Consider the following 23,260-nt stretch of genomic DNA (forward strand, 5'->3'; position numbering starts at 1 on the left):
GCGGCGGCCTCGGCGGCCGCCTTCTCCTCGGCGGTGGGGCTCTTGGCGCGGCGCGGCGCACGCTTTCGCGGGGCACGCGCCGGCTTCTCGACCGGCGCGGCGACGGCCTCGGCGGGCGCCTCCTCGGCGGGCGCCTCGGTCGCGGCAGCGTCGGCGGGTGCGTCGACAGACGACGCGTCGACCGCCGACTGCGCGCCGGCGAGGGCGTCGTCGGTGAACAACGCCTCCGGCGCGGCGTCCGCGGCAGCGGGCTCCTCGGCATCCGGGGCGGCGGCGCCCTCGGTGTCGGCGACGGGCGCGTCGGCCTGCTCGGTGTCGGTGCCCTGGTCGGCAGCGGTGGGCTGCTCTTCGACCTCGGCGCCCTCGGGCGCGTCGACGGGCTGGGTCTCGGAGATGGACTCCACGAGTGCTCCTCAGAAATGAAACGTGATCAGATCGCGCTTCGCCGTGCAGAACGCAGACGAAGAGACACCAGCGGTTCGGGAGACTGCAGCCGATACCGGGTTCGCGATGTGTTGCGGATTTCGCAGGTGGTGCAGAGGCTCAGATTCGCGAAGTTACGCGGAACCCTCTGCGATTTTCACTGTACCACCCTTGACGTCGACGGCGAGCATGAGCGCTTGCCACGGGGTGTCGACCACGGATGCCATAAGATCCGCCGCCTCCAGTCGCTGCCCCGGCCCGTCGGCGAGGACGAGCACACTGGGACCTGCCCCCGACACGACGGCCGCATAGCCCGCCGCGCGCAGCGCCCGCACGAGGGTGTCCGTCTCGGGCATCGCCTGGGCGCGGTAGTTCTGGTGCAGTTTGTCTTCCGTGGCCGCCATCAGCAGCTCGGGGCTCTGGGTCATCGCCGCGATGAGCAGAGCCGAGCGCGAGACGTTGAACACGGCATCCTCGCGGGGCACCTGGAGCGGCTGCAGGCTCCGCGCGACCGCGGTCGACATGGTGAAACCGGGCACCAGCACCAGCGGCGAGACGCCGCGGTGCACGATGAGCTGCTTGTGCTGCGGGCCCTCGGCATCCATCCACGCGATCGTGAGGCCACCGAACAGCCCGGGCGCGACGTTGTCGGGGTGGCCCTCCATCTCGGTGGCCAGACGCAGCAGATCCACGTCGTTGAAGGCGACCTCGCCCTCCAGGAGACCTCGAGCCGCCAGGATGCCGGCGACCACCGCCGCCCCCGACGACCCCATGCCACGGCCGTGCGGGATGACGTTGTGCGCCGTCAACCGCAGCCCCGGAAGGGTGCGGCCGACCGACGCGTAGGTGTGCGCCATGGCCCGCACGACGAGGTGCGACGCGTCGCGGGGGACGTCGGCCGTCCCCTCGCCCTCGACCTCGATCTCGAGGCGGTCGCCGTCGAGCTGCTCGACGGTCAGCTCGTCGTAGACGCTGAGCGCCAGGCCGAGGGTGTCGAAGCCGGGTCCGAGGTTCGCACTCGTGGCGGGGACGCGGACGGCGACCCGGCGACCGGGGCCTGGGCTCACGCGGTCACCGGCTGCAGGTCGAGGACGGAGGCCACCTCCGACGTCGTCGCGTCGACGACCGTCGGGTGCACGTCGGTGCCGTCCGCCTTGCGCAGAGCCCACTGCGGGTCCTTGAGGCCGTGGCCGGTGACGGTCAGCACGACCTTGGCGCCGGCGGGGACGACCCCGGCCTCGGCGCGGTCGAGGAGCCCGGCGACGCTGATCGCCGAGGCGGGCTCGACGAACACGCCCACCTCGCCGGCGAGGATCTTCTGCGCCTCGAGGATGCCGTGGTCGTCGATGGCGCCGAACCAGCCGTCGGTGGCGTCGCGCGCCTCGAGAGCGAGGTCCCACGAGGCGGGGTTGCCGATGCGGATGGCGCTGGCGATGGTCTCGGGGTTCTTCACGACCTCGCCGCGCACGAGCGGCGCGGAGCCCGCGGCCTGGAAACCGAACATGCGGGGCACGCGCGTCGAGACGCCGCGCTCCGCCTCCTCGCGGTAGCCGCGCGAGTAGGCCGTGTAGTTGCCGGCGTTTCCGACGGGGATGAAGTGGAAGTCGGGGGCGTCGCCCAGCTGCTCGACGACCTCGTAGGCCGCGGTCTTCTGTCCCTCGATGCGGTCGGGGTTGACCGAGTTGACCAGGTGCACCGGGTAGTGATCGGCCAGCTCGCGCGCGATTTCGAGGCAGTCGTCGAAGTTGCCGCGGATCTGGATGAGGCGACCGTTGTGCGCCACGGCCTGGCTGAGCTTGCCCATGGCGATCTTGCCCTCGGGCACGAGCACCGCGGCCGTGATGCCGGCGTGGGCCGCGTAGGCGGCGGCCGAGGCGGAGGTGTTGCCGGTCGAGGCGCAGATCACAGCCTTGGCCCCGTGCTCGACCGCGCGCGAGAGGGCCACGGTCATTCCGCGGTCCTTGAAGGAGCCGGTCGGGTTCATGCCCTCGAACTTCACCCACACGTCGGCGCCGGTGCGGCGTGACAGGGCGGGCGCCGGAATGAGGGGCGTGCCGCCCTCGCCGAGGGTGACGACGGTGGAGGCGTCGGTGACACCCAGACGGTCGGCGTATTCGCGGAGGACTCCGCGCCAGAGGTGTGCCATGTTCAGTTCCCTTCCACGCGCAGCACGGAGACCACGCGCTCGACGACGCCGCTCGCGGCGAGACGCTCGACGGTCTCGCTCAGGTCCTGCTCGCGGGCCTTGTGTGTTCCGATGACCAGGCGGGCGGAACCGCCGGTCTGGGTGTTCTCGTCCGCCTCGATGACGGTCTGCTCGACGGTCGCGATCGACACGCGCCCCTCGCTCAGGATGCCGGCGACCGTCGCCAGCACGCCCGGCTGGTCGTCGACCTCGAGCGTGATCTGATAGCGGGTGATGACGTGGCCGATCGGCACCGCGGGAAGATTGGCGCGCGTGGACTCGCCCACGCCCACTCCCCCGGCGATGTGGCGGCGGGCGGCCGACACGACGTCGCCCAGCACGGCCGACGCGGTCTGCACCCCGCCGGCGCCGGCGCCGTAGAACATGAGGTCGCCCGCGGCCTCGGCCTGAACGAAGACGGCGTTGTTGGCGCCGTGCACGCTCGCGAGCGGGTGGGTGCGGTCCACCAGGGCCGGGTACACGCGCACCGAGATGGACTCGGTGCCGCCGTCCTCGGCCGCGAGGCGCTCGCACACGGCGAGCAGCTTGATGACGTACCCGGCGTGCCGGGCGGACTCCATCATCGCGGCGTCGACGGTCGTGATGCCCTCGCGGTGGACGGCATCCAGGGGCACGGTGGTGTGGAACGCGAGGCTTGCGAGGATCGCGGCCTTCTGCGCGGCGTCGTAGCCCTCCACGTCGGCGGTGGGATCGGCCTCGGCGTAACCGAGCGCCTGCGCCTCGGCCAGCACGTCGGCGAAGTCGGCGCCCTCGGTGTCCATCCGGTCGAGGATGTAGTTCGTCGTGCCGTTGACGATGCCCATGATGCGCACCACCCGGTCGCCGGCGAGGGAGTCGCGCAGCGGTCGGATGATCGGGATGGCCCCGGCCGCGGCGGCCTCGTAGTACACCTCGGCGCCCACCTGATCGGCGGCGTCGAACACCTCCGAGCCGTGCGTGGCGAGCAGGGCCTTGTTGGCCGTGACCACGTCGGCGCCCGAGGCGATGGCGTGCAGCACCTGCGTGCGGGCGGGCTCGATGCCGCCCATCAGCTCGATCACGATGTCCGAACCGACGATGAGCGTCTCGGCATCGGTGGTGAAGAGCTCGCGCGGCAGATCGGCGTCGCGGGGCGCGTCGAGGTTGCGCACGGCGATGCCGGCGAGCTCGAGCTTCGCTCCGGCGCGATCGGCGAGCTCGTCGCCGTGCTTGAGCAGCAGGTCGGCGACCTGCGAGCCGACGGCGCCGGCGCCGAGGAGCGCGACGCGCAGGGTGCGGTAGTCGGTCATTCGGTGTCTCCGTGGGGTGATGCGGACGAACCGCGGGAAAGGGTCGAGTCGACGGATGCCGCGACCCCGACGTCGCGCGCGAGAAGGTCGTCGACGGTCTCGCCGCGAACGATCACGCGGGCCTCGCCGGCGCGCACCGCCACCACGGGCGGGCGGGGCGTGTAGTTGTAGTTGCTCGCGAGCGAGAAGCAGTAGGCGCCGGTGGCGGGAACGGCGAGGAGGTCGCCGGGGGTCACGTCGGCCGGGAGGTATTCGGCATCCACGACGATGTCGCCGGACTCGCAGTGATGACCGACGACGCGCGAGAGCGCCGGAGTCGCAGAGCTCGTGCGCGAGACGATGCGGGCGGAGAAGTCGGCACCATAGAGGGCCGGGCGGGCGTTGTCGCTCATCCCGCCGTCGACGCTCACGTACGTGCGCTCGAGGTCGTCGCCCGCGGTCACGGTCTTCACGGTGCCGACCTCGTACAGCGTCACCCCGGCCTGGCCCACGATGACACGTCCGGGCTCGCAGGCCACGTCGGGCATCGGGATGCCGCGCACCGCGCACTCGTCGGCGATGGCGTCCAGGATGCCGTCGGCGATCTCTTCGATGGGCTGGGGGTCGTCCACCGAGGTGTACGAGATGCCGAAGCCGCCGCCCACGTTCATCAGCGGGATCTCTCCCCCGGACAGCAGGTCGGCGTGCAGGTCGACCAGGCGGGCCGCCGACTCGCGGAAGCCCGAGGAGTCGAAGATCTGCGATCCGATGTGCGCGTGCAGCCCCACGAAGCGCAGGCTGGGAAGCTCGCGGATGCGCGAGACCGCCTCGGCCGCCCCCTCGAGGGAGAAGCCGAACTTCTGATCCTCGTGAGCGGTCGCCAGGAACGCGTGGGTCTCGGCGTGCACGCCCGTGCGTACGCGGACGAGCACGGACTGCACCGCGCCGTGGCGATCGGCGATCGCGGCCAGTCGCTCGATCTCGATCGGGCTGTCGACGACGACCGAGCCGATGCCCACCTCGACCGCACGCTCGAGTTCGGACACGCTCTTGTTGTTGCCGTGGAACCCCAGACGCGCGGGCTCGGCGCCCGCCGCGAGGGCGACCTCGAGCTCACCGCGGGTGCAGACGTCGACGGCGAGCCCCTCGTCGGTCACCCAGCGCACGACCTCGGTCGACAGGAACGCCTTGCCCGCGTAGTAGACCCGGGCCCGGATGCCATGGCGAGCGGCCGCGGCCTCGAAAGCGCTGCGCGCCCGACGCGCGTGAGCGCGCACCTCGTCCTCATCGAGGACGTAGAGCGGGGTCCCGTAGCGCGAGCGCAGGTCGAAGACGGAGACGCCTCCGATGTCGACGGAACCGTCGTCTGCGCGGCGAGCCGAGGTGGGCCACACCGCGGGGACGAGCTCGTTCGCTTCGGCGGGAGCGGTGAGCCACTCGGGAACGAGCGCGGAGTGCGAGGCGGACACAGGGGGACCAATCGGGTTTTGTGGCGACGCGACGGCCGCGGATCACGGCTCCCACCCCCGCGGAGAGTCACGCGGCGGGCAGTCTGATCAGTCTAGAGCACGGCGTATGCCGCTCCCTTCCCGCGCCCCTCCGTCCACATCCTCATCGTGGACACCCGCCCCGGCCCCACCGGCCCCGACGCCGCCGCGATCGTCGCGTGCGAGCCCCTCGGCGACGGCGATGGCGTCGATGAGACGGAGCACCTGGTCGCGTCCCTCGGCCTTCGGCTCCAGCACTCGGCCCGCCGTCGTCACCAGCACGGCGCACGGCCGGGGTCCAGGCGCTCGCAGGTGATCGGCCACCCGGCCCGCGGGATCGACGTGTTCCCTGACCGCCTCGACCGCGGGCCTGTCGGTGCGTCCGAGAGCGAGATGGCCCCCGTCGCCCACGGTGCGGATGATCCGGGGCTCGGCGGAACGCAGCGGGGTCTCCCGCAGAACGGCGGAGACGTCCTCGCACGAGGGGCACCCCGGGCGCACGAAGACCAGCAATTGCGCCCGGCCGCGCAGTGCCCGCTGCACGGGGTCCACGACCTCGCCGTCCTCTGCGACGATCACGGCGCCGCCCGAGTCGACGGCGCCGACGCTCGGCGACGCGCGCTCCTCCTGCGCGGCGCGCCATCCACCCGCCGCGAGAACCATGCCGCACCCGAGAGCCACCGTCGCCAGGACGACGGCCGGGAACGCTTCGCCGAGCCCCGCCGCGACGGAGCGTACGACCACCCCCTCGGGGCTCGCGGAGACGGCGACCAGCGTGGCAGCGACGCCGGTCAGCACGATCGCCCGGCGGATGAGCGCCCCTCCCACCCGCATGGGGAGAACGGCACCGAAACACCCGCACTCCTCGGACGATCCGAGCTTCGCTGCGCGAACGGCCACGAGAAGGAAGATCGACGTCGTGCCGAGGCAGGCCAGAGCCACCGCGATGCGCAGCGCACCCGCCGACGTCGCGAGAGCTCCCGCGAGCAGGCATTCCAGAACGGCGATGGCCGCCACCAACGCTCGAGGCCGCACGAGATCGACGTCGAGCCTCAGGGCGCGAACGGTCTGCTGGGAATGATGGAGAGCGCCCAATTTGCTCACTCCGCTGAGCCCCAGCACGAGAGCCATGACGGTGGTGAGCCCCGGGACCAAGACGTTCATACGCACAGTGTGCGGATGGTGTCTTGGCCAGAGAGGGCTTGCCTCCCGCCGTCGCCCGGGTGAGGTCGAGCCCGGATGCCGCCTTTTCCCGCTTCACGAGGCCCCGCGTCGCCACGGCGCCGCGTCGTGCACCGGCGCCTGACGGAGGACATCTCCGGGAACATCGGAGGCGCTCCGAGCTCCCGGTGGAGACGGTCGTCCCCGCCCTCACCCCGGCGGGGTCGCAAGGTCAGCCGCTCGCCGGAGCAGACCGTGCTCGACGAGCTCGTCGGCCACGCGTCGGAGAGCCGCGTCGTGGACCGCGCGGGGACGAACGAGGGCATGCCAGACCGCCCCCGCGAGAGGGGTGAGCACCGTCACCTGCGCCGGGCCGTCATCGCCCTCGCGAAGGATGACGACCTGAGCGCCCGCGACCGTCGCCTCGTCCAGGAAGGGCACGCGTGAGTAGACGGCGTGATCCGACCGTCCAATGTCGAGGGATGCCGTCACCTCCTCGAAGAGCCCGGTGGCGTCGACGTCGCCCTCGACGGCGATCCCGGACGCACCGCGGTCCGCTGCGAGGAGCCCTCTCACCACCGCGGGCAGCTGACTCGCGTCGTCGTATGCGAGTCGGTGGACGCCGCCGAGACGCCGCAGATGGGAGCGGATCGTCTGCAGCGGCCGGGGCATCATGGTGAGGTAGCTGGACTGCTCGGCCATCATGGCGATGGCCTCCCCCTCGGCCACCGGGGTGAGCACGGGCTCCCGCGATCCCGAGGAAGGGTCTCGCCGGCGGTCCAGCAGGATCAGCGCGGCCAGGACCAGCGGGCCCTCGGGCAGGGGCAGGAGCCCGAGAGCCGACGGGGGGATCTGCTCCTTCCACGACTCCCCCGCCCGCACGACCGACAACGGCTTGCGGTACGCGAGGACGCGTCCCGAGTTCTCGACGCCGATGCTCTCGTCCGAGACATACCCGAGGTGGGCCCCGAGAGCGGTCACCGCCGTCGTCTTCCCTGCGCCCGACGGGCCGATCAGCACCGCGACCCGCCCCGCCTCATCGGCGACACCGCCCGCGTGCAGCATCCACACCTCGCCCCGACGAGCGCCGAGGGCCGCCACCGTCACCCGGGTGGAGAGGTCCGCCAGGGCGGACGAGAACTCGAAGGCGCCCCCCAAACGGACCACCGATGCCGGCAACGCATCGGTGTGCGGCACCGGTGGCGCCGCGTCGGCCCACAACGCCCCGACGGTTTCTCGATCCCCCGGGGGCAGACCTGTCACATCGATCGCGATGCGCGTGCCGATGGCCTCGACGATGACGTCGCGCATTCCGAGTGCTCTCCTTCGTCTGCTGGTCCGTCACCGAGCGAGCGGTCCGGCTCGTCGCGTCCTGCTCCGACGTGCGGCATGACCGGAGCCCGCGGCGGGCGCCCCCGCGAGCGAAATGGATGCCACGCGTGGGCGGACGCCGCACCCCCGGACCGGTCTTCGCGTACTTCGCCGGTGCGGGTCTCGACGTGCCCGCCCCGAGCCTTCCCCCGGAGGGGACAGGCTCGGGGCGGGATGCGTCGACACGACCGCCGCGGAGAAGTGCGGAACAGGATGGCGCTCCGGGGCACCTTCGCGTCGTGTCGTGCCCGGATGGGATCAGGCCCGTTCGAGGAGGAAGAACGAACTCCACTTCCCCCGGGGACTCGCGGACGGCAGTTTCGCGACCCGCCGTCCCTGCGGCAGCTGTACCGTCACCGGGGCCGGTCGGTTCGTGATGGTGCCATCACACAGCTGGCCCCAGCTGTTGTCGCCCCAGCCCTTGACCGACCCGTCGGCCAGCAGCGCGTATCCGTTGGACTGCACGCCCGACACCTGGACGACGTTGCTGAGCCCCGACACGGTCACCGGCGTCGTCCGGTCGGTCGTCGTGCCGTCGCCGATCGAGCCGGCCCCGTTCGTCCCCCATGCCTTAACCGTCTTGTCGGAGAGCAGGGCGTAGGCCGCGTACCCCCCACCGGCGATCTGCGTGACACCGGAGAGGCCCGTCACCGAGACGGGGGTCGTCCGATTGACCGAGGTTCCGTCGCCCACCAATCCGGATCCGGAATCGCCCGACGCAGGAGTGGGGCTGTTGTAACCCCACGATTTCACGGTCCCGTCCGACAGAAGCGCCAGGCCGGTGTGCCCGGTCGCGGCGATCTGCGTGACGTTCGACAGACCGGTCACCGTGACCGGGTTGAGTTGCGGATCGGTGGAGCTTCCGCTGCCGGTCTCGCCGCCGTTGTTCTGCCCCCAGGCTTTGACCGAACCGTCCGATAGCAGGGCGTATCCGGTGCGATCGCCGACGGCGATCTGCGTGACGCCCGACAGCCCCGCGATCTGCACAGGAGCACTGGGGACGTTCGTCGAACCGATACCGAGCTGACCGCGCCAGTTCGCGCCCCACGCCATGACCTTCCCGGACGACAGGAGGGCGAACCCCGAGGCGTACATGGCGGCGACCTGCGTCACGCCCGACAGCGACGGAACCTTCGCCCACTTCGCCGACCCATCGCCGGGACCGCCTCCGGCCAGATGGCCGAAGGAGTCGTCGAGGCCGCTCGTCCAGACGGATCCGTCTTTGAGCAACGCGATCCACCATGTGTCGCCCGAGCTGTCGCCGCAGGCGGAGGCGATCTGCACGACAGGGGACGGGAAGACGCGCGGAGCTTGAGCCATCGGGGCAAGACCCCCGGTGAAGACCACGCCAGCCCCGGCGAGGTTCGCCCCCAGCACCGAGAAGGTGCCGGTCCCCGTGCTCGGGCCGCTCGCCGCGGTGACGCGAGCCACCGATCCGGGAGTGGTCCACGCGTCGGGCGTCGCCGTCGTCTGGAAAGTGCCGCTCGAGTCGGTCTGCCCCGTCGTGGCGCCGAGCGTGACCCCCGGCGTCGCCGACAGGGAGATCGTCGTCCCCGGCACACCCACGGTTCCGGCCGAGGCCTTCGTCTTGACCACCGCGGTGGAACCGGCGGTCACCGGTGAGGCGGTGACGTCGACGGCCAGCAGGACGTCCCCGGTCGTCAAGAACGTCGTCAAGCCGCCGACCCCGTGACCGGGGAGAGCGACGACCGGCCTCGAACCGGCGTTCACCGTGATCGGCGTCGGACGGTTCGTCGTCGTGCCATCGCCGAGTTCACCCGACGCGTTTCGGCCCCAAGCCTTCAGCGAACCGTCGGCGAGCAGGGCATAGCCCGAGAAGTAGTTACCGGCGATCTGCACCGCGTTGGACACCCCCGTTACCGTCACCGGCGACCCGACGCCCGCGCTGGTCGTTCCGTTGCCGACCGCACCGCTGTCGTTCAGACCCCACCCGCGAACGGTGCCGTCGTTCATCAGGGCGTACCCACCCTGATTGAACGACGCCACGGCCTTCACGCCGGACAGACCCGTGATCACCTTCGGTGTCAACGTGTTCGCGCCCACACCTTGGGCAGCGTCCCCCGAACTCCCTCTCCCGGTCGACACGACCGTGCCATCGGACCGGAGGACGTAGACCGCCCCATCGCTTGCTGCGACCTGAACGGCACCGGAGACACCCGGCATGACGACGGGGCTCGCGCTGTGATTCAGGTTGCCCACGCCGAACTGCCCGTACTTGTTCTCCCCGAGGCTGACGACCGATCCGGTCGAGGTCACCGCGTGCACCGCAGAGCCGCTGCACGCGATCTGACGGGCGTCGGAGATACCGGGCAGCAGCTGCGGAGAGCCGTTGGGAGAACCGACGTACCCCAGTTGGCCGTTGAAATTCGTGCCCCACGCATAGACCGATCCGGTGGAGGTCAGAGCGTACATCGCTCCCCACGAGGTCGCCAGCTGGACGACGGTCGGAAGCCCCGCCACCTTCGCCCACGTCCGACGCCCGTGACCGGCGTTCGTGATGCCGTCGCCGAGTGTGCCGTCCGCCCCGTTGCCGGCGGTCCACACGGTCCCATCCGTGAGCAGCACCCCCGCGCTGCCGTGCTCGCTGATCACCCCGTGCTTCACCGGGGCGGGGAACACCCGCGGCAACTGCGCGGCAGTCGGTCGCGCGGTGTCGTCACCGAACTGACCGTGCAGGTTGTCTCCGAAGCCCACGGCATTCGCTCCCCACACCGTGAACGAATCGGACGCATCGTTCGCATCGCTGCTCGCCGTCACACGGACGACGGTGCCCGGCATCGTCCAGGTGTCAGCGGTCACCGTCGTCTGGAACGCTCCAGAGGAGTCCGTCAGCCCGGACGCCGCCCCCAGCACCGCGTTCGATGTCGCCGACAGCGCGACAGCCGCTCCCCCGACCCCCGCCGCACCCGCCGCCACCTTGGCCTTGACCGTGCCGGCGACCCCCGCCGCCACCTGCGCCTCGACCACGTCGACGGACACGCGTGCGTCCGCCGTGATGAGGAAGGCTCGTTGGTGGTCGTAGGCGGCGAACGTCTGCTCGCTCATGGCGACCACGGGGCGGGGAAGGGTGATGGTCCCGGGTGTGGTGACGTCGCCGACCGCATCGATCTTGGTGCGCCCGGTGGCGGACAGCGTCACGCCATCCGTCTTCAGGGCGTAGGTCGCCTGAGTGCTCGCTGCGACGTCGGCGAAATTGTCACCGAACTTGTAGGGGGTCGATCGGTTGACCTTGGTGCCATCGCCGAGCTGGCCTTGGCCGTTGTAGCCCCACGCCCACAGGGTGTTGTCGGTCTTCAGGGCGAAGCCACTGGAGGCGCCGTACCCGCTCCCGGAACTGCCCTGCACCTTCTTGACGTTCGTCAGCCCGGGGATCTGCTTGGGCGTGGCGCTGTTCGTGGTGGTGCCATCGCAGAGCTGCCCCTGACCGTTGCTCCCCCAGGCCCAGACCGTCCCGTCGGACTTGAGCGCGAGACCGCCCAGAAGGAATCCACCGGAGACCTGGGTGACGGAGCCGAGCCCACTGATCTGTGCGAAGGTCGAACGGTCCGCGCCCGTGGAACCGAGCTGGAAGTTGGTGTTCGCGCCGGTCGACCAGACCGTGCCGTCCTTCTTCAGGACGAAGGTCACCAGGCGGCCCGTCGTGACCTGCTTCGCCCCGGTCAGGCCCGTGACCTTGGTCGGCACCGTCATGGTGGTGGTGTGTCCGAGACCGAGCTCGCCACCACTGTTCCCACCCCACGTGTACACATCGCCGTTCGATGTGACTGCAGCGCAGTGGTAGTTGCTCACGCAGATGCTCGTGACCCCCGACAGCGTCGGGACCTTGGCCCACGTCGAACGCCCCGTGCTCGAGCCATCGCCCAGTTGCGCGGTGTTCGCACCGGTGGTCCAGACGGTTCCGTCTGCGAGAAGGGCTGCCGCGTTGTCCATGCCCATGCTGAAGGCGACGATGGGAGAGGGGAAGACGGTGTCTTCCTGGGTGGGTCCCGACACCGTCGGGCGCCCCCCGCCGCTGCCGACCCGATAGGCGTTCGCCCCCAGGACGGTGAACGACCCGGAGCCGCTGGAGGAGCCCGACACCGCCGACACGACGGCCGTCGACCCGGGCGTCGCCCACGGCTTGCCGTAGGTGAACGTGGTCGAGAACGAGCCGGAGCCGTTGGTGACGCCGTCGTCGTCGGCGAAGGACGAGCCGGAGGGGCCGAGGAACGACACCGGCCGGCCGGCGATGGAGGAGCCCGTCGGCGATGTCACGGTCGCGGTCACCGCGACCGAGCCGGCCGCGGGGACGAAACCGGAGCCGGTGGAGACCGTCACCGTCTCCTGATTGGACGCCGCGGCATGCGCCGGCAGGGACGTCATCATCGAGACGACGGGGACGGCGACGACACCCGCGCCGAGGACGGAACGGCGAGAAGGACCGGTTGCGGTTTCAGGGACGGTCGTCGATGCGTCGGCCATGATGGCGTACTCCTTGATTTTCTGCAGACAGCGAGAGCACATCGGTCCGATCCGATGTGGGGTGCACTGCGATGGTGACGTCGTGCTCTCTTCGGGAACGGCGCGTCGCACGAAGATCCACCCCGCCTCTCTCGAAAAATCACTCGTCGGCATGCGTGGCGCAGGTGCCTCGGCCCGGAGGCCCGCCGTGCCGACGGCGGGCCACCGGGTCTCGACGCGTCGCTACTCCGTGATGATGTACATCCGGCTGGAGGCGCAGGAATGCTGCATCAGGCCCACGGCCGTCCGCGGCTCCCAGGCGCGCGTCCCGTTCGCACGGACACCGACCGTCACCGGCGTGAGCGCATTGGAAGTGTTCCCCACGCCGAGCTGCCCGTAGCGGTTGTCGCCCCAGGCGTTGAGGGAATGATCCGTCCGCAGCACATAGGCCGACATCCCACTCGCGGCGATCTTCGCGACCCCGCCGGTCAGGTTCGATACAGCGACGGGCGTCGGGCTGCTCGTGGTCGAACCATTGCCGAGCTGGCCCGCGGTGTTCAGTCCCCAGGCCCGGACGGATCCGTCCGACAGCAGGGCGTAGGCCGAGCCCGCGGCTGCCGCCACCTGGGTCACGCCGGCCAGGCTCGCGACCTTCACCGGCGTCGGCTGGTTCACGGTGTTGCCGATGCCCAACCGCCCCGATCCGTTGAATCCCCAGGCCATGACGGACCCGTCGCTCATCACGGCGAAGCCCGAACCGGCCCCGCCTTCGATCTGGACGGCGCCCGACACGTTCGTCACGGTGGCCACCTGGGCTCGGGCCCCCGAGGTCGAGCCGCTGCCGAGGTTCCCCGCGTCGTTCCGGCCCCAGGCGCTCACCGTCCCGTCATCGCGCAGCGCGAACACCGTCTGCGTGCCCGCGGCGAGTTGCGTGACGTTGGAGAGGCCGGGAACCGTCACGGGCGTCGCGGACATCGTGCCGGACGCCGCGGCACCGAGCTGGCCGAACGAGTTGTCTCCCCACGCTCTCACCGTCCCGTCCGCGAGAAGCGCGTACACCGCCGCAGCACCTGCGGAGATCTGCACCACACCGGACAGACTCGTGATCCTGGCCCAACTGCTCCGGGAGCTCCCTGCGGTACCCAGTTGGCCGAACCCATTGCCCCCGACCGACCACACCGTGCCGTCTTTCAACAGAACGATCGTCGTCTGGGACGATCCCCCGGCATCCTCCGCACCGCACGAGACGACCTGCGTCACGGGAGACGGGAAGACGCGCAGAAACTGCGAGGGAGAAGTGCGCAGCGCCCCCGTCCCCTGGTTGTCGCCACCGGGTGTTCCGCCGTCACCCATCTCGTTCCAGGAGTTGTATCCGAAGCCGAGTGCGTTCGATCCCAGAACGGTGAACGTCGTCGACCCGGTGCTCGGACCACTCGACGCGGTCACTCGCATCACGCTGCCGGGTCTCGTCCAGAGATCGCCCACGGAGACGCTCGTCAGGAACTTCCCATCCGAGCCGGTCTGCCCCGAGGCGGCCCCCAGGGTCGCCCCCGATGTCACCGACAGCGACACCGCGACGTTCGCGATGCCCTTCGATCCGGAGGCGACCTTCGCCGTGACGGGGCTCGAACCCTGCCCGGCGGAGATCTGCTTGTCGGCGACGTCGACCGAGACGTTCGTGTCCCCGATCAGGAAATATCCGCGCCCGGCGCCGGACGATGAGCTCGTCAGACCCGAGACGAACACTCCCTGGAGCGCGGCCACGGCGCCCGGCTGGCTTCGGCTGGTCGTCGTCCCGTCACCCAGCTGGCCCGATTCGTTGTTGCCCCACGTCAGCACGGTCCCATCGCTTCGCAGAACCCATACCGTCCTGAACCCCGCGGAGATCGCGGACACGTTCTGCACATTGGCGACCACGACGGCGGAGGTCTGAAGAGTGGACTGAGCGGGAGAGCCGTTCTGGGTCAGATCCGTCGCACCCCACGTCATCATCCGCCCATCGGACAAGCGCGCGAACGTCACATGTTCGCCGCCGACGACCTCGGCGACGCTCACCCCCGCCAGCCCGGAGACGGTGACCGGAGTCGATCGAGCGGTGGTCGTGCCATCGCCCACCTGACCGTGAGCGTTCTGCCCCCATCCTTTGACGGACCCGTCTGCGAGGACGGCGAAGCCGCCACCCCCTCCGGCCGCGATCCGCGCCACACCGGCACCGAGACCGGCCACCTTCGACGGAGAGGTCCCGTTCAACGTGGTCGAACCGTCGCCGCGCTCTCCGCTGTTGCCTGCTCCCCAGGCGAAGACGGCGCCGTCGGCGAGCGCGTAGCCGGTGGCCCAGGAGGACGCGATCTGCGTCACACGGGAGAGTCCGGGAACGACGACCGGGGACAGAGCGAACGTGGTGCTCCCATCCCCGATCTGTCCATACGTGTTGTCTCCCCACGCCAAGACCGTCCCATCCCGACGCAGCGCGTAGGTGGTGACATTGCCCGCGGCGATCTGGACGACGTCGGAGACCCCGGGAACCTGGATCCAGTGATCCGCGATGGTGTACGTGCCGTCGCCCGTGATGCCGCCGATGGCCCAGACGGTGCCGTCCTTGAGCAGCGCGAACGTGCCCCGGGCGTTGTTCTTCCCCGAAGCCCACCCACCGGCCGAGATCTGGACCACCGGGGACGGGAACTGACGCAGCAGCTGCACCGGCGCCGTCACCGCCCGCTCGCCGATGCTCGAGCTGTCACCGAGCTCGAGGAAATGGTTGGCCCCGACCCCCATCACGTTGGCACCCAAGACCGTGAACGAGTCCGAGGCCGCGTTCGTGTCGGTAGCGGCATCCACCCGGACCACCGTTCCGGGGGTGGTCCACGGGTCGGTCGTGACCGTGGTGCGGAGGTCGCCTGTCGAGTTCGTCTGTCCGGCCGTGACGCCCAGCGTGGCATTCGAGGTCGCCGCGAAAGAAACCGCCGCCCCGGCGATGCCCTTCGATCCCGCAGCGACTCGCGCGACCACCGTTCCCGGGCCTCCCGCCGCCACCTGTGTCTCGACCACATTGAGAGAGAGCGTCGACTCGCCGGTCAGGACGAACATCCGTCGTGGGGAGAATGCGTGCTGCATGAAGTCGGTCGCGCTGAGCCCGGCCAGGCCCGTCATGGTCACGGGGGTGGATCGATCCGTGGTGGTTCCGTCGCCCAGCTGGCCCTCCGCGTTGCCACCCCAGGCCTTCACGGTGCCGTCCGCCAGGATCGCGTAGCCGGATTCCGCGCTGCCGGCGATACGCGAGACGCCGGTCAAGCCCGACACTTGAACCGCCGTCGACTTCGTCACCGTCGTCCCATCACCCAGCGACCCCGACGCGTTGCCACCCCACGCACGAACGGTGCCGTTGGAGAGCAGGACGATCCCGCCCGAACGGGTGCCCACCAGCTGGGACACCGTCACACCCGACAAGCCCTGCACTCGCACCGGCGTCGCGTGCGCCGGGGCCGGCGTCGCCGTCCACGGCTGCGGTGTCGCTGCGTCACCCAGACGTCCGTCGTCCGCGCCGCCCCACCCCCACACCGTCCCGTCGGTCTTCAACGCGTAGCAGCACTGGTGCCCGCCCGCGATCTGTGTCACGCCCGAAAGGTTCGACACGACCACCGGCGTCCCCACGCCCGTATCGGCTCCGGGACCGTTGCCCAGCGCCGCCCCGAAGGTGTTGCGGCCCCAGGACCGGACCGTACCGTCTTCGAGCAGGGCGTACCCCTGGAACGTCCCGGCGGAGATCTGCGCGACGTTCGCCAGGCCGGCGATGCGCACCGGCGTTGCGACGAAGTCCGTCGAGGGCGTCGAACCCATCTCCTTGTTCTGGTTCTGCCCCCACCCCACGACGGTCTTGTCGGTCAGCAACGCGTAGAAGTGCACGAGCCCCGCCGCGAGCTGTTTCACGCCGGACAGGCCCGGGACTTTCGTCCATGTCGATCGCGATGTCGTGGTTCCGTCGCCGATCTGACCCGCGCCGTTGCCACCGATCGTCCACACGGTTCCGTCGGCGAGCAGCACCGCCGTCGTCTGCGACCACGAACCGTTCCGGTTCGCGCCGGTCGACACGACCTGTGAGACGGGAGAAGGGAACTCCCGCAGCAATTGCACGGGGGTCGGCACGGAGCGATCCGACAGCGCTCCGCCGTCTCCCAACTCCGTCTCCCAACTCCGCCCACTGGTTCACTCCGCAGCCGAGGATGTTCGCGCCCAGCACCGTCAGCGGCTGAGCGACCGACTGATCCCCCGAGACAGCACTGATCGAGATGCTCGACCCGGGCCTCGCCCAGGTCTTCGACAGGTCGAAGGTGGTCTTGTACACCCCCGAGCCGTCGGTGACGCCGTCGGCGCTGCCGAACGACGATCCCTGTGGTCCGGCCAACGACACCGGCGCGCCCGCGATCGGCGCACCGTGTGCGTCGCGCACCGTCGTCGTCACGGGAACCGAGCCCACGGCAGGAACGGCGGATCCGGGAATCGACAGGGCAATAGCCTGCTGGTTGGACGCCGCGGCGAAGGCCGGCGCCGACGAGGCCATCTCGAGGACCGGCGCACTCCACAGGCCCGCACCGACCACGGTGCGGCGCGAAGGACCCGTCGCGGGATCGGGCGGGGAAACGGTGGTGGGCAGGACAGGCGTCGCAGACATATGCACTCCAGGCATCGGGAACAGTCCGGCCCCCCGTCCAGGCGCGGACAGGGGCTCGTGCTCGCGAGTAGACACCACCGCGACGGCCGGTTCCGCGGGAAGCGCACGTATGCCTGCGGTCGGTGCCCATGCATTCATCAGACCGCTCATCCCCGCGCGAATCGTGCGTCGCCCTCGCAGCGACCGGTCGGGGACGTGCGGCCTAGAGGACGAAGCGTCCCTCTCGGATCCGCACGATCGTCGTGTCGGCCGTCAGCGTCCCCACGCGCGCACTGTCCTGATAGATGCGCACTCGAGTCGGTTCCGCGGCACGGACGATGAGTTCATCCCCCTCCGCGCACGGCGCGCCGTGGAAGGCATCGACGACCCTCTGCGCGGTGTCCTCACCGTTGACCGACACCGTCGCGCGCGTCGCGCCGACGGCATCCCGGAGTTCGATCCGGTAGTACACCTGACCGGCGAAGTAGATCTGGTGCGCCTGGTCGCCGGTCGAGGTCGCGACGAGATGGCCGCCGTCGGCACTCACCCCGATCGAACCGATCATCACGTCGTAAAAGCCGACGAACTCCAGGGCCGACACCGCCGAGACCGACACGGATCTGTGGAGCACCTCACGGGTGCCCTCCTCGGACTCCAGAACGGCGTATACCCGCCCCCGACCCGCACCCATCGTCGACGCGACGGCGCCGCGGGCGACGACCCTGCTCCGGGAACCGCGGACGCTGACGGCGTCGCTGACCTCGACGCCGCTGGCTTCGGTGTCGCCCAGATAGACGGCATCCACCGACGACCACATCGCACCCGTCGGAGGGTTGTACGGGACGAGCCGTTCGACCGGGGCGTCGGCGGTCGTGAGGGCTGTCCAGAGCGGATGCTGCAGAGGAGGATGCCGGGAGATCTCTACCAGCACCTCCGGTGAGACCGGAACACCCCATTCGCGGAGGAACGGCCCGAGATCGCGGTCGGCCACCTCGGAGGCCACGAGCGCGAAGTCGTCGATCTTCTGGCGGTCCGTTGTCGGAGACGCCGCACCGAGGGCCTGCCGAACGCGGTACTCCTGGCTGAGGGCCGCGAAGAAGTCCTCGCCGAACGAACGGCGCAACTGGTCGAACAGGAACAGCGGATAGAACGGGCTCTCATCCGTGAGGTCTTCGAAACGTCGCCGGTCCAGCGGCTGCGCGAAGTACCTCGAGATCCTCTGCTGCAGACCGGGGGAATCGTCGAGCATGTTGCCCCCGGTGGTGCGCTTCTCCGCCGCGAGGGACGAGATGTTGACCGTCACTTCCCCCAGGCCCGTCCAGGTGTACTGCGGCGTCTGGTAGGTGTGACCCATCTCGTGCCAGATGGTCCACCAGTCGGCGCTCCTCGCCAGGGCACGGCTGGCACCCGAACTGACGTGGAAGGAGAGCCACTGGGTGGTCGCGAAAGCATAGGCCTCGCCGGAGTCGGGCCCGGCGACGTAGACGCGTCCGCCGTGCTTCCGGGCGGTTCCCACCGCGTCGTAGCTGAGCCCGTAGATCGCGTCGGTGTGCTCGCGCGCGAGATCGAGGCGTGCGGTGACGAGCTCCGGGTCGTAGACCGCGGCCACGTCGGCCTCGTCGATGACGGACCTCTGGATGTCGGCGAACACGCGATCGGCCACGTGCGTCACGATCGGGGCATCGGCGAAAGCACGCATCTGCGCGTCGAAATCACTCTTCGTCGACGCTCCCTTCACCCAGACGGGGTGCGGATGGCCGCCGCTGATCACGAGCGGCACGGATGACCACTCACTGCGATTGGTGACGAACACGATGCCGCTGCGGTCGGCCGTGATCGTGTTGGTCCCGCCCTTCAGCACGATCCTCGCCATCCCTTCGCTGCCGTCGGTGTCGAGCGCCTCGAACGGCCCGCACGTGCCGATGCTCAGCTCGAGCCACCAGGACGGGGCCCCGTCGACCTCGACGGTGAGGACCTCACCGGACCGGACGTGGCGACCGGTCGGCTGCAGGTCGCTGTGCGGCATCCCCCGGTTCTCCGCCGCGGCCGACTCGTTCTGGCTCCCATGGGGCAGAGCCACGACGTGGGTGCGGCGTCCGCCGTCGTCGTGCGCGATGACCGCCTCGGTACGGACGGTGAACGTCGCACCGGCGGACGAACCGGCGACGGATGCCGTGACCAGGCCGTCGCCGGCAGCCTCGAGGTCGCGCACGCGCAGGAGCGTCGAGAAGCTCCCGGACTCGTCGGTGACTCCCGTCGCTCGGTCGAGGAAAGCCCGAGCCCCGCTGACCGTCAGGGCCACGGGAACACCCGCGAGGGGGGTGCCCCGCTCGTCGCGGACGGTCACATCGAGCGCGGAGACCTCGCCGGAAAGCAGGGACGAGCGCCACAGGGTCATCGACACCGTCGGCGAGGTGCTGGCCGCGACGGCGGGGGTCGTTGTGACGAGGGTGATGGCCGGGGCCGCCCAGAGAGCCGCCGTCACCACGCCTCGTCGAGGGAGCAGGGGTGATGTGGTCATGTGCGTCCGTTCGTCGGGTCCCGCTGGGCCTCGACTGCGGCGTCGCGCTCCGGGAGGTCTGAGACCTCCCCCGCGGGACGCCCGCCGCAGCTCGGCTCAGCGGAACCGTAGTCGAAGGCCGAGGCCACACACGAAGCCCTGCGCGCGGCGGGCGGAGCTGAGCCACATGACGCGTGGGGTGACGCCCGGGGTGAGGAGGACACCGCACGACGCGGCCGCGCGCGCCGACCGGCCGCGCGACGCAGCCGACTCGCCCCCGGCGGACGGCCGGTGCCGGGCGACTGTGGTCAGCCGCAGGAGCCGTCGGCCTGCAGGGCGGGGTCGACGAGCACTCCGCCGTCGATGTCGAAGGCGGCGACGAGGCTCTGCCCCTGGATGGTGGCGGACGTCAGCGTGAGGGCGGCGGGAAGGCGGTCGGCGATGCACAGGCTCCGGGTGTCGAGCACGGTGTCGGCGACACCGCCGAGCTGCCCGCGCAGGGTGTCGGCATCCACCGCGTTGCCGCCGAGCTGGAAAGCGCTGGGGGTCAGGGTCAGATCGCCGTCGGACGCTCCGGGGGTCACCGACGCACCGACTGGGATGGTGATGCCGAACAGCGACAGCTCGGTGGTGAAGGCGAGGTCGGGCGCCGCCAGGGTCACCGTGCCGGACGGGAAGTCGGGGATCTGCGTGAGGAGTGCGCGCAGCTGCTGCTCGTCGAGCCGCACGGAGGCGGTCCCCCGGTCGGCGGCGGCATCGCCCGCGACGGGGACGCCGTGCAGCTCGACGCGCACGTCGCCCGTCAGCGGGCCGAGGGTGACGTCGTCGGACGATGCGGTCACATCGTCGAGGCGGCCGGTCAGCAGCTGGGGCAGCACGAGACCGGCGACGGAGACGTCGACGTCTTGATCGTCGGGGAGACCGACGTTCTGGACGACGAGCGAGCGGACCGTGCTCGTCACCGCGGAGCGGGCGATGAACTCGGCGGCCACCACCGCGCCCGCCAGCAGGACGACGACCACGACGAGGACGGCGATCCAGCGGCCGGTGCGTCGGCGGGGGCGGGCGGCATCCGTCATGACTACATCCGCTCCGGGGCGCTCACGCCCAGCAGCGTGAGACCGTTGCGTAGCACCTGGCCGGTGGCGTCGTTCAACCACAGTCGCGTGCGGTGCACCGACTCGACGGGGGCGTCGCCCAGCGGGATGACGCGGCAGTTGTCGTACCACCGGTGGTACAGGCCCGCGAGCTCTTCGAGGTAGCGGGCGACGCGGTGGGGTTCGCGTACCTCGGCGGCGTAGGCGACGACGCGCGGGTACTCCTGCAGGGCGCCGAGGAGCGCGGACTCCGTCTCGTGCTCGAGCATCTCGGGTGCGAAGTCGGACCGGTCGACGCCCGAGTCGGCGGCGTTGCGGGCGACGTTGTGCGTGCGCGCGTGGGCGTACTGCACGTAGAAGACGGGGTTGTCGTTCGTTCGCTTCTGCAGGATCTCCGGATCGAGGGTCAGCGGAGAGTCGGCCGGGTAGCGCGCGAGCGAGTAGCGCAGCGCGTCGGTCCCGAGCCACTCCTGCAGGTCGTCGAGCTCGATGATGTTGCCCGCGCGCTTGGAGAGCTTGGCGCCGTTGATCGAGACGAGTTGCCCGATGAGCACCTCGATGTCCTTCTCGGGATCATCGCCGGCGGCGCCGGCGAGCGCCTTCAGACGGTGGACGTAGCCGTGGTGGTCGGCGCCGAGGAGGTAGATCTTGTGGGCGTAGCCCCGGTCGCCCTTGTTCAGGTAGTACGCGGCATCCGCAGCGAAGTACGTGTACTCGCCGTTCGAGCGGCGGATGACGCGGTCTTTGTCATCGCCGAAGTCGGTCGTGCGCACCCATACGGCACCCTCGTCGTCGAACACGTGCCCCTGCTCGCGGAGGCGGTCGACCGCCTCGTCGACGAGGCTGGGCCGACCGTCGGTGTGCGCGTGCAGCGTGCGCTCCGAGAACCACACGTCGAAGTGCACGTTGAAGCGCGCGAGCGAGGCCTGGATCTCGCCGAGCTGGAAACCGTAGGCGAGCTCGGTGGCGACCGTCACCTGCTCGCCACGGTCGAGGTCGCGGATATCGGGACGCGCCGTCGCGACCCGCTCCGCGAGGTCGGCGATGTACGCTCCGCCGTAGCCGTCGTCGGGGGTCGGCTCGCCGTGAACGGCGGCCACGACCGACCGGCCGAACCGCTCCATCTGGGCTCCGGCGTCGTTGATGTAGAACTCGCGGACGAGGGTGGCGCCGCTGGCGAGGAGGACGCGGGCGATCGCATCGCCGAGGGCCGCCCAACGGGTGTGACCGATGTGCAGAGGGCCGGTGGGGTTGGCGCTGACGAACTCGAGGTTGATCGTGTTGCCGCGTTGGGTGTCGTTCGTGCCGAACGCGGCGCCCTGGTCGACGATCGTCTTCGCGAGGGCGCCGGCGGCCGCCGCGTCGAGGCGGATGTTGATGAAGCCGGGGCCGGCGACCTCGACGCTCGCGATGCCGTCGACGGACTCCAGCCCCGCGGCGATCTCGGCGGCGAACTCGCGCGGGTTCGCCCCGACGAGCTTCGACAGCTTCAGCGCCGCGTTGGACGCCCAGTCGCCGTGATCGCGGTTCTTGGGTCGCTCGAGCGGAAGGTCGGCGGCCGTCAGCCCCGCCGAAGAACCCTCTCGTCGAGCCTCGGCGAGCGGGGCGATGACGGCGAGCAGGGCGGCGGAGAGGGCAGCGGGATCCATAGCCCTCCAAGTCTAGGCCGAGCGGCTCACCCACCCCGCGCCGAAGCACGACGCAGGAGGAACGGTGCAGAGGTGGCGCCGCGCCCTCCGCGTGCCCTCCGCGTGGCCTCCGCGTGGCCGCGCGGGACCTGGATCTCCTGCGTCGTGTCCCCCGGAGCGGAGAGCACCGATCAGCCGATCTGCACCAGGGCTTCGTGGTCGTCGGGGGTGCCGGCATCCGGGGATTCGTCCTCGCGCACGGCGTCGACGTGCATGCTCTCCAGACCCACGTAGCCGCCGTGGTAGCTGAGGAACGCGCAGTCGGCGGCATCCCGCCCCGTGGCGATGCGCACGAGCGATCGGCGGTCGGCGAGGCGTGTCGCGTCGATGACGTACCAGGCGCCGTCGAGGTAGGCCTCGGCGACGGCGTGGAAGTCCATCGGCTCGAGTCCGGGTGCGTAGCAGGCCGCGTAGCGTGCGGGCATGTCCATCGCCCTCAGCAGCGCAATGACCACGTGCGCGTAGTCGCGGCAGACGCCCTGACCGGTCATGAGGGTCGTCACGGCGCTGTCGGTTCCGAGGCTGAGACCCGGGGTGTAGGTGACGGTCGAGGCGACGAAGGTCGACACCGCGGCCAGCAGTTCGGCTCCCGCCAGCCCGCGGAACTGCCGTCGCGCCTGGGCGAAGACCTCGTCGGACTGGCAGTACCGGCTGGGACGCAGGTAGGTGATGGTCTCGAGATCGCTCATGCGGGGGCCCTGCGCCGTGCCCTGGACGAGTGCCTCGTAGCGCACCTCGAGCGGTCCCTGCTCGCCGGTGAGACGGTGCAGACGACTGCCGGACTGGTCGACGATCTCCGTCGGCGTATAGACGCGGTCACCCTGCGAGAACGTCAACCGCTCATGGGCGAGGGGCACTCCCTGGGCGGCGGCGATCTGGAAGATGAGGTCGACGGACGCCCCCAGATCGAGGTCGAGTCGGGCGGTCACTCGGCGCGGCACCGGGCAATCCTCGCACGCCCCCGAGGCCCC

At 70.5% G+C, this 23,260-nt stretch carries 12 protein-coding genes and 1 pseudogene; all 13 read right to left on the reverse strand.

The window, feature by feature from the left end; genetic code table 11:
• Positions 1-404, reverse strand: a pseudogene (locus ACK4LS_RS03800) (transcription termination factor Rho); the annotation flags it as partial.
• A 153-nt stretch (positions 405-557) separates the two neighbouring features.
• Positions 558-1,490 (reverse strand): homoserine kinase, encoded by a 933-nt coding sequence (thrB, locus tag ACK4LS_RS03805; protein WP_409713390.1) that lies wholly within the window; start codon positions 1,488-1,490, stop codon positions 558-560.
• Complete coding sequence (gene thrC, locus ACK4LS_RS03810) at positions 1,487-2,569, reverse strand: threonine synthase (protein WP_409713392.1); 1,083 nt, start codon at positions 2,567-2,569, stop codon at positions 1,487-1,489. The genes thrB and thrC overlap by 4 nt, the downstream gene beginning before the upstream one ends.
• Before the next feature lie 2 nt (positions 2,570-2,571).
• Positions 2,572-3,897 carry a homoserine dehydrogenase gene (locus ACK4LS_RS03815; protein WP_409713395.1) on the reverse strand — a complete coding sequence of 442 codons (1,326 nt, stop codon included), beginning with the start codon at positions 3,895-3,897 and terminating at the stop codon, positions 2,572-2,574.
• Positions 3,894-5,345, reverse strand: a complete 1,452-nt coding sequence (lysA, locus tag ACK4LS_RS03820; RefSeq protein WP_409713398.1) for a diaminopimelate decarboxylase — start codon at positions 5,343-5,345, stop codon at positions 3,894-3,896. Before lysA ends, ACK4LS_RS03815 begins: the two co-directional genes overlap by 4 nt.
• A gap of 87 nt (positions 5,346-5,432) precedes the next feature.
• Positions 5,433-6,527, reverse strand: a complete 1,095-nt coding sequence (locus ACK4LS_RS03825; protein WP_409713401.1) for a MauE/DoxX family redox-associated membrane protein — start codon at positions 6,525-6,527, stop codon at positions 5,433-5,435.
• Between the two features lie 207 nt (positions 6,528-6,734).
• Positions 6,735-7,835 (reverse strand): hypothetical protein, encoded by a 1,101-nt coding sequence (locus tag ACK4LS_RS03830; RefSeq protein ID WP_409713404.1) that lies wholly within the window; start codon positions 7,833-7,835, stop codon positions 6,735-6,737.
• A gap of 318 nt (positions 7,836-8,153) precedes the next feature.
• Complete coding sequence (locus tag ACK4LS_RS03835; protein ID WP_409713407.1) at positions 8,154-12,377, reverse strand: hypothetical protein; 4,224 nt, start codon at positions 12,375-12,377, stop codon at positions 8,154-8,156.
• Positions 12,378-12,599: 222 nt separating this feature from the next.
• Complete coding sequence (locus ACK4LS_RS03840; protein WP_409713410.1) at positions 12,600-16,499, reverse strand: RCC1 domain-containing protein; 3,900 nt, start codon at positions 16,497-16,499, stop codon at positions 12,600-12,602.
• A 728-nt stretch (positions 16,500-17,227) separates the two neighbouring features.
• On the reverse strand, positions 17,228-19,525 hold the full coding sequence (locus ACK4LS_RS03845; RefSeq protein WP_409713413.1) for a M60 family metallopeptidase: 2,298 nt from the start codon (positions 19,523-19,525) through the stop codon (positions 17,228-17,230).
• Between the two features lie 287 nt (positions 19,526-19,812).
• On the reverse strand, positions 19,813-20,583 hold the full coding sequence (locus tag ACK4LS_RS03850; protein ID WP_409713416.1) for a DUF2993 domain-containing protein: 771 nt from the start codon (positions 20,581-20,583) through the stop codon (positions 19,813-19,815).
• 2 nt (positions 20,584-20,585) lie between these two features.
• Positions 20,586-22,250 (reverse strand): arginine--tRNA ligase, encoded by a 1,665-nt coding sequence (locus ACK4LS_RS03855; protein WP_409713419.1) that lies wholly within the window; start codon positions 22,248-22,250, stop codon positions 20,586-20,588.
• 170 nt (positions 22,251-22,420) lie between these two features.
• On the reverse strand, positions 22,421-23,230 hold the full coding sequence (locus tag ACK4LS_RS03860; RefSeq protein ID WP_409713422.1) for a transglutaminase-like domain-containing protein: 810 nt from the start codon (positions 23,228-23,230) through the stop codon (positions 22,421-22,423).
• Positions 23,231-23,260: the final 30 nt, after the last annotated feature.

The organism is Microbacterium sp. (genome assembly GCF_046295495.1).
In the GTDB taxonomy this organism is placed as follows: Bacteria; Actinomycetota; Actinomycetes; order Actinomycetales; family Microbacteriaceae; genus Microbacterium.